The organism is Pseudomonas sp. LAMO17WK12:I10 (assembly GCF_900215185.1).
Classification (GTDB): domain Bacteria; phylum Pseudomonadota; class Gammaproteobacteria; order Pseudomonadales; family Pseudomonadaceae; genus Aquipseudomonas; species Aquipseudomonas chlororaphis.
Genome location: NZ_OBDX01000066.1, coordinates 1 through 5,320 on the forward strand (window position 1 = coordinate 1; position 5,320 = coordinate 5,320).

The following is a 5,320-nucleotide window of genomic DNA, read 5'->3' on the forward strand; positions in this document are numbered from 1 at the left end:
GAAACGCATGGCGTCGATCTCGAACAGATGCCAACGTCCTCGTCACCCGTCTCGAACGGAACCGGTCAAGGGCCGATGGTCTTTTTGCCATTACGCCCACCACCGCCCTGGGCACGGCAATCGTGTGGCGGGAAGAGCGGATGAGGCGGTTGACTAGACGGCGTTTGCCGCCCATCCAAGGGACTGAGTGCTGCGGTATTAATGCAAAAAGCCCTACAGCCCGATAGATAAGGGCTGCAGGGCTTTTTCGACAAATAGATATTTACCACAAGACGGCATAGAGGGGGCATGGAGGGGGCATGGAATGGCGTACAGCTTGCCCCACTTTTGCCCCATTCCTTGCTGGACAGAATCAAGACAATACTGACCGGATTCGAACCCATGACGATTGCCGCTCAGGCCACTACAGTCCTTGAAGTGCTGGGTATCGGATCGTCTCTATGAGCCTATAGCGGCCTATCATGGCCTGATACCCTAAGGCCTGCTCGATCGGATCTTTTTTCTAACCCTCACCAGCATCTTTCGCATCGGCCGCTTGATCTCCACAATTAAAAACGGAAAAGGTCTGACCATTCGACCAAATCAGCGTTTTTTGCAAGAGTAGACCAGGAAAGCGATCAAGAATTGCAGCGCACTTCAGACCTTCCCTAAACCGTGACGGTCCAATACTCCCCCGAAACGATGATTGGCAGAGCGTTGAGGTTTCGCCAGACTTAAAAAGGAAACTTCTTATGATGAAATCTCACGATAATACCCTTTAAGTCTTTCAGCAAGCAAAGCAATATGAAATACGATGTCAACTGGTATAAATAGCGCAAACTAACAAAACTTAACAAGAGAAATGCAGCTATGTCAATAACATCACTTCAGAGTTATGCAAGATCATTTAACGCCGACGCCAACTCCGATATCAAGGGGGCAGCCGGAAATTATGAAAACTCAGTAGCAGCAAAATTAGCCAAGGGAATTGTTGGCGTACTAACGCTTGGTATTGGATACGGCATCATAAGACTTATTGAAGAGTTTTCCAATGTTCGACCAAAAATACATGAATTCTGTGCTAACGCGCCTGGCATCCATGATGCGCTGGCCAGCGCAATCATCAACAAAGAAAACACGGTACAAGCCACGCTGATAGACGGACGTAAAATAACATTTACTGAGCACCGCGATGATCAGACGGAAAAATACACGGTAATTATATCAGACGGAGCGCACGAGCAAGAAGTTAAAGGCTCACTAATGGAAATCTGCCTTAAACTTGAAGCGGATTTTTTAGCCGCTCCTGGTTACTACGGGTTTTCTGGTGAGGAGGATCATATAACACTTGCTGAGAAAATGGCATCAGCAAATGAAGACGATACCACCCTACAAATTTGGGATTTTGACGGAAAGGATGAATATTACGCAGCGGTTAATGAAAAATTTGAAAAGGAGTACGGTCGAGCCAATTTAGGGAATAACGCTACTACAAAAATAACGTTTGACCCAGAATGCCTGCCGCCAACTCATGTTTCTCCAGCAAGCGACGGAAGTTGAGGATGGTGGTTTCGTCAGGGATACGTTCCAGGCTCAGCCCAGAAAACTGTCGCAGGATCGTGGTCTCGTACAGCGCTTCGAGGTGGTTCTGCACCACACGGCAAAGTGTGACCAGGTCGCCGTTGAGGTCGTTGAGCACCTCCACCGGGGCTGGCTGGGGGCGCATGAAGTACAACGCAGCACCGCCGGCGAAGACTTCCACATAGCATTCGTGAGGGGGGAAGAGCGGAATGAGACGGTCGGCTAGGCGGCGTTTGCCACCCATCCAGGGAATAATAGGTTGTTTGCAAGTCTTTACTGTATGAATAAACAGGCGTTAGGCTCGCCGCGCTTTGTGCACAAGGCAGGGGTCGCGGCTGGACTTGCAGGAAGGGTCTGCGGGTTCGGCGGGCCGGGCTGGATGTTGGCGCATCCACCCGGCTCACCTCTTTACTACTTAGTGACTTCGCGGACGTAGGCCTGGCAGGCCTTCAACGCGATCAGTCCCCGATCGCCTTCGTCGGTGATGGCGATAATTCTTCGAGCATGCGCTGGGTCAAGCTGGGCACGTAGGGCTCCATCCACCAGACCTCCGGTGCCGGCGGACGCTCGCATCCCACCGTCACAACTCGAAGCGGTAACGGATCCGGCGTCGAGTAGGACTGACAGCCGCAGATCAGCAGTAGCCAGCCGATCACGCAAGCGAGCCTGGGCTTGTTGAGCATCGTTCATCTCCTTCCAATGTGTTTTGTCTTGAGCCTGCAGGCGATCCTCCAGATCGAGTCGCTGCGCCTGGTGCATCGCCGTCTGCCCGAGCGCTGCTACTGCGGCCTGTTCACGCTCGCGCCCATGCGCCAGGTCTTTCGCAGCGAGCTGCCGCTCATACCCGGATGCCTGCCTTTCCAGCTCTTCGGCCTGCCACCACCAGGCGAGGCGCGCACCAGCTGCAGCGCCGAACACCAGGGCGAGCAGCACCCACCGCGCTCCCAGGGACATCAGATCAGCACCTGCTCAGCGCGCTTGTAGATCGCCATGCGATCGTCCAGCCCGTTGAGTCCGCCGTTGATCCGTCGGGTGATGGCCTCGAACGCCGACGGCCCCTTGTCGGCCAGCGAGTTGAGGCCGGCCAGGTGCCAGAACCAACCGGCCGAGTCGGCAGCGTGCTCCGGACGCTCGAGGAGCTCCGGATGGTTGAGCAGATCGAGGCCCAATGCCTCGCCGCAACGCTGGTAGTTGGCACGACCGGTCACTTGGATCAGGCCACGACCGCGATACTTTTGGCCGTCGCCGTCGGCTTCGAGCGTGTTGCCCAGCTGCGCAGCGAGCTTGCCGGTGTCGTACTTGGCCAGATACTGATCGCCGCCCAGCTCGCGGACGTAGCGTAGCTGGCCGGACTCATGGCCGACCTGAGCCAGGAAAGCACGCTTGCGCAGCGGGGTGACGATGCCCCACTTCACCATCGACGCGTTCAGTACAGGAAGAAAAACGCCGGCTTGGGTGCCGGCGCTGGGGAGGATCTGTTGCAGTTGCTTGAGAGTGACAGTCATCTTGAATCTCCTGCTGTGGCCACTCAGGCCGGTTTCACATCGACCACCTTCAGTGGCTTGTCGGATTTCTTTTTCTTGCCCTTGGCCTTTGCCTTGCCCTTCTTGCCGCCGTTGCACTCCACCGCGGTCGACCAGCCGGAGGCATCGAAGGTCTGCTCGACGCTATCGACCAGGTACTGACCATCCAGACCCACCTTGAAACCCTGGGCATTGATCAAGCGCTCGGCGAACAGGTCGGTGCGCCCGGGCATCTGCAAGCGCACACTGGCAGTGGTGCGGTTGAACGCAGCGAGCTTCGCCTTGGCCGCCTGCTCGGCTGCGGACTTGTTCGGGTAAATGTGTCGATCGGTGTGCACGCCCGGCAGCCCCGAGGGAGCGTCGTCATTACCCAGCTCGACCACCGTCAACTTCCCAGTCTTTTTGTCCTGGTGCTGGGTCTTCACGGCCTTCTGTGCGCTGCGGTCCCCGAGACGGAACTGCCACCGACTCACGTCCGCAGGCGTGATAGTGACCACGCCAAAGGCCTTGCCGCTGGCCCCCTGGCTGGCTTCACGGGGCAGGACCAGCAGCTTGCCGTCCGCGACTTTCGCGGTGCAGTCGTATTGCTTGGCCAGGCGGGTGATGAAGTTGAAGTCCGACTCGTTACGCTGGTCGACGCGGTCGACCTTGGTCTGCACGGGGCAGGCCGGTGTCCAGCCATTGCGAGCCGCAATGTCGCGGACGATCTGCGACAGCGGCACGCCCTCCCAGTTGCCGCTGCGCGTAGTCTTGCCGCTGCCACGCATGTCGCTGGCCTTGCCCCGGATGACCATCGTGCGGGGCGGCGAGGAGACTTCGATCTCATCGACGGTGTACCGCCCGAGGCGGGCCAGCGCCTGCCCCGCATAGCCCAGGTAGACCTCAATCCCCGCCCCTCGAGCGGGTAAAGCAACCGCGGCATCACGGTCATCGATCCGCAGCTCGAACTCGTCGGAGTCCATCCCAGGCTTGTCGGTCGTTCTCAGCAGCAACAACCGGTCATTGATCAGCGCCGTGATGTCCGCGCCATCAGCGACGATGCGAAAGGTAGGTTGCATAGACACTCCAGAATGAAAGAGCCCCGCACTGGGCGGGGCTCGTTGAGGGCCGGGGGATTACCCCCACAGCTCGATGGTTTCGATCGATGGCGCAGCAAGGTCGGGCAGCACGATCACCACCCCGGTGCGGTAGGGCTGCGGCTCATCAGCCAGACCCGGATTCTCCTGCAGCACCAACTCGACAGTGCCGTTAAGGTGCCCGTAGTGCTGGTAGCACAGGGTGTCGAGCAAATCCCCCTCAGACGTTCTGCATGTCGTTGCCATACTTCACAAACTCCAGTGAGAAACCCTGCTTGCGTGGGATGCCGCCAGCCAACAGCGCGCCCTGCTCTTCATCGACGCTCAGCAGGCACCAGGTGCCGAGTACGTCCCCGTAACCGGTGACCAGGCTGACCGGTTGCAACCGGCGGGCGATAGCGCGAAGGGTGTCCAGCTGCTTGATCCCCCCCTTGAAGCCGGGATAGATCACCCCCTTCAACGTCATCTTGTCCTCGCCCTGCCCCACCGCCTGCTGCGCGATATCCCGCGTCAGGCGCTCCTGGCCGGCCCAGCGCGCTGCCGTCTGCCGCCGCAGCTCGTCGAACGCAGCAGTGTCCAGATTGAAGTAATACGGCTGCAACTTGGCATCGAGCGGCTGCAGGATCAGCAAATGCGGGAAGGGCTTGATCGCCTCGGCCACCGGCGTCGCCAGCGAGGCAAGCGCGCTAGTTGGCAGGATGTTGGCCAACGACGGGCTAACCTGGCCGGCTATCCGATTGATCGCCGCCGACGCCTTACCGGCCTGCTCCTTCAGCGAACCGATTCGGTCTTGTACCGCCGCGGCGCCACTGACCACCTGGCTGTAGGTGGAAGCCACCCGGCCCACGGTGGATTGAGCTGCGCTGATCGCCCGCATTGTGCGCTGCAGTTTCTGGCCAAGGGCCGGACCAATGATCGGCAAGCCCTCCAGCTCGGCAGCAGCCCCCGTCATATCGCTGACAGCACCGGTCAGCGGCCCGAGCATGCCGTCAAGGCTGGTACGGCCAGCCTCCCCCGCGGCAATCAACGAAGACAGCGTCGACTGCATAGACTCCATGTAGGCCATGGCACCTCCTTAAACATGGGGTTCATCGAAGAGTTGCCCAGCAGCCTGCCGAGCAAGGTTTTCCCGCGACCAGGTATCCCAGCTATTGCGGATGA

Annotated in this window: 6 protein-coding genes and 2 pseudogenes; 1 reads left to right on the forward strand and 7 read right to left on the reverse strand. The window is 58.7% G+C overall.

All coding sequences use genetic code 11. The annotated features are described in order from the left end of the window. Positions 1-849: 849 nt before the first annotated feature. Positions 850-1,539, forward strand: coding sequence for an effector protein steA (locus CRO75_RS32790; RefSeq protein WP_143504318.1), 690 nt, complete (start codon positions 850-852; stop codon positions 1,537-1,539). On the opposite strand, the pseudogene CRO75_RS33105 reads toward CRO75_RS32790, so the two are convergent. From CRO75_RS33105 to CRO75_RS31910, 7 genes and pseudogenes are all read right to left on the reverse strand, one after another. After that, a pseudogene (locus CRO75_RS33105) lies at positions 1,490-1,618 on the reverse strand (transposase); the annotation flags it as partial. The gene CRO75_RS32790 and the pseudogene CRO75_RS33105 sit on opposite strands and share 50 nt — an antisense overlap. 42 nt (positions 1,619-1,660) lie before the next feature. Continuing rightward, positions 1,661-1,804: pseudogene (locus CRO75_RS33110) on the reverse strand (DNA adenine methylase); the annotation flags it as partial. 167 nt (positions 1,805-1,971) lie between these two features. Then, complete coding sequence (locus tag CRO75_RS31890; RefSeq protein ID WP_097140601.1) at positions 1,972-2,514, reverse strand: lysis system i-spanin subunit Rz; 543 nt, start codon at positions 2,512-2,514, stop codon at positions 1,972-1,974. Beyond that, entirely contained in the window at positions 2,514-3,065 is a 552-nt protein-coding gene (locus tag CRO75_RS31895) for a glycoside hydrolase family 19 protein (RefSeq protein ID WP_097140602.1), read from the reverse strand. Before CRO75_RS31895 ends, CRO75_RS31890 begins: the two co-directional genes overlap by 1 nt. Positions 3,066-3,088: 23 nt before the next feature. Further along, positions 3,089-4,141 carry a contractile injection system protein, VgrG/Pvc8 family gene (locus tag CRO75_RS31900; protein WP_097140604.1) on the reverse strand — a complete coding sequence of 351 codons (1,053 nt, stop codon included), beginning with the start codon at positions 4,139-4,141 and terminating at the stop codon, positions 3,089-3,091. Positions 4,142-4,198: 57 nt separating this feature from the next. After that, positions 4,199-4,405: a tail protein X gene (locus tag CRO75_RS31905; RefSeq protein WP_007923313.1), complete on the reverse strand. Its 207-nt coding sequence runs from the start codon at positions 4,403-4,405 to the stop codon at positions 4,199-4,201. Then, on the reverse strand, positions 4,380-5,225 hold the full coding sequence (locus CRO75_RS31910) for a phage tail protein (RefSeq protein ID WP_097140606.1): 846 nt from the start codon (positions 5,223-5,225) through the stop codon (positions 4,380-4,382). Before CRO75_RS31910 ends, CRO75_RS31905 begins: the two co-directional genes overlap by 26 nt. Between the last annotated feature and the right edge of the window lie 95 nt (positions 5,226-5,320).

What these genes read in the sequence shown, in the direction of transcription:
- CRO75_RS32790 (WP_143504318.1), top strand. Translation starts at nt 850, where the DNA reads ATGTCAATAACATCACTTCAGAGTTATGCAAGATCATTTAACGCCGAC.
- CRO75_RS31890 (WP_097140601.1), bottom strand. Translation starts at nt 2,514, where the DNA reads ATGTCCCTGGGAGCGCGGTGGGTGCTGCTCGCCCTGGTGTTCGGCGCT.
- CRO75_RS31895 (WP_097140602.1), bottom strand. Translation starts at nt 3,065, where the DNA reads ATGACTGTCACTCTCAAGCAACTGCAACAGATCCTCCCCAGCGCCGGC.
- CRO75_RS31900 (WP_097140604.1), bottom strand. Translation starts at nt 4,141, where the DNA reads ATGCAACCTACCTTTCGCATCGTCGCTGATGGCGCGGACATCACGGCG.
- CRO75_RS31905 (WP_007923313.1), bottom strand. Translation starts at nt 4,405, where the DNA reads ATGGCAACGACATGCAGAACGTCTGAGGGGGATTTGCTCGACACCCTG.
- CRO75_RS31910 (WP_097140606.1), bottom strand. Translation starts at nt 5,225, where the DNA reads ATGGCCTACATGGAGTCTATGCAGTCGACGCTGTCTTCGTTGATTGCC.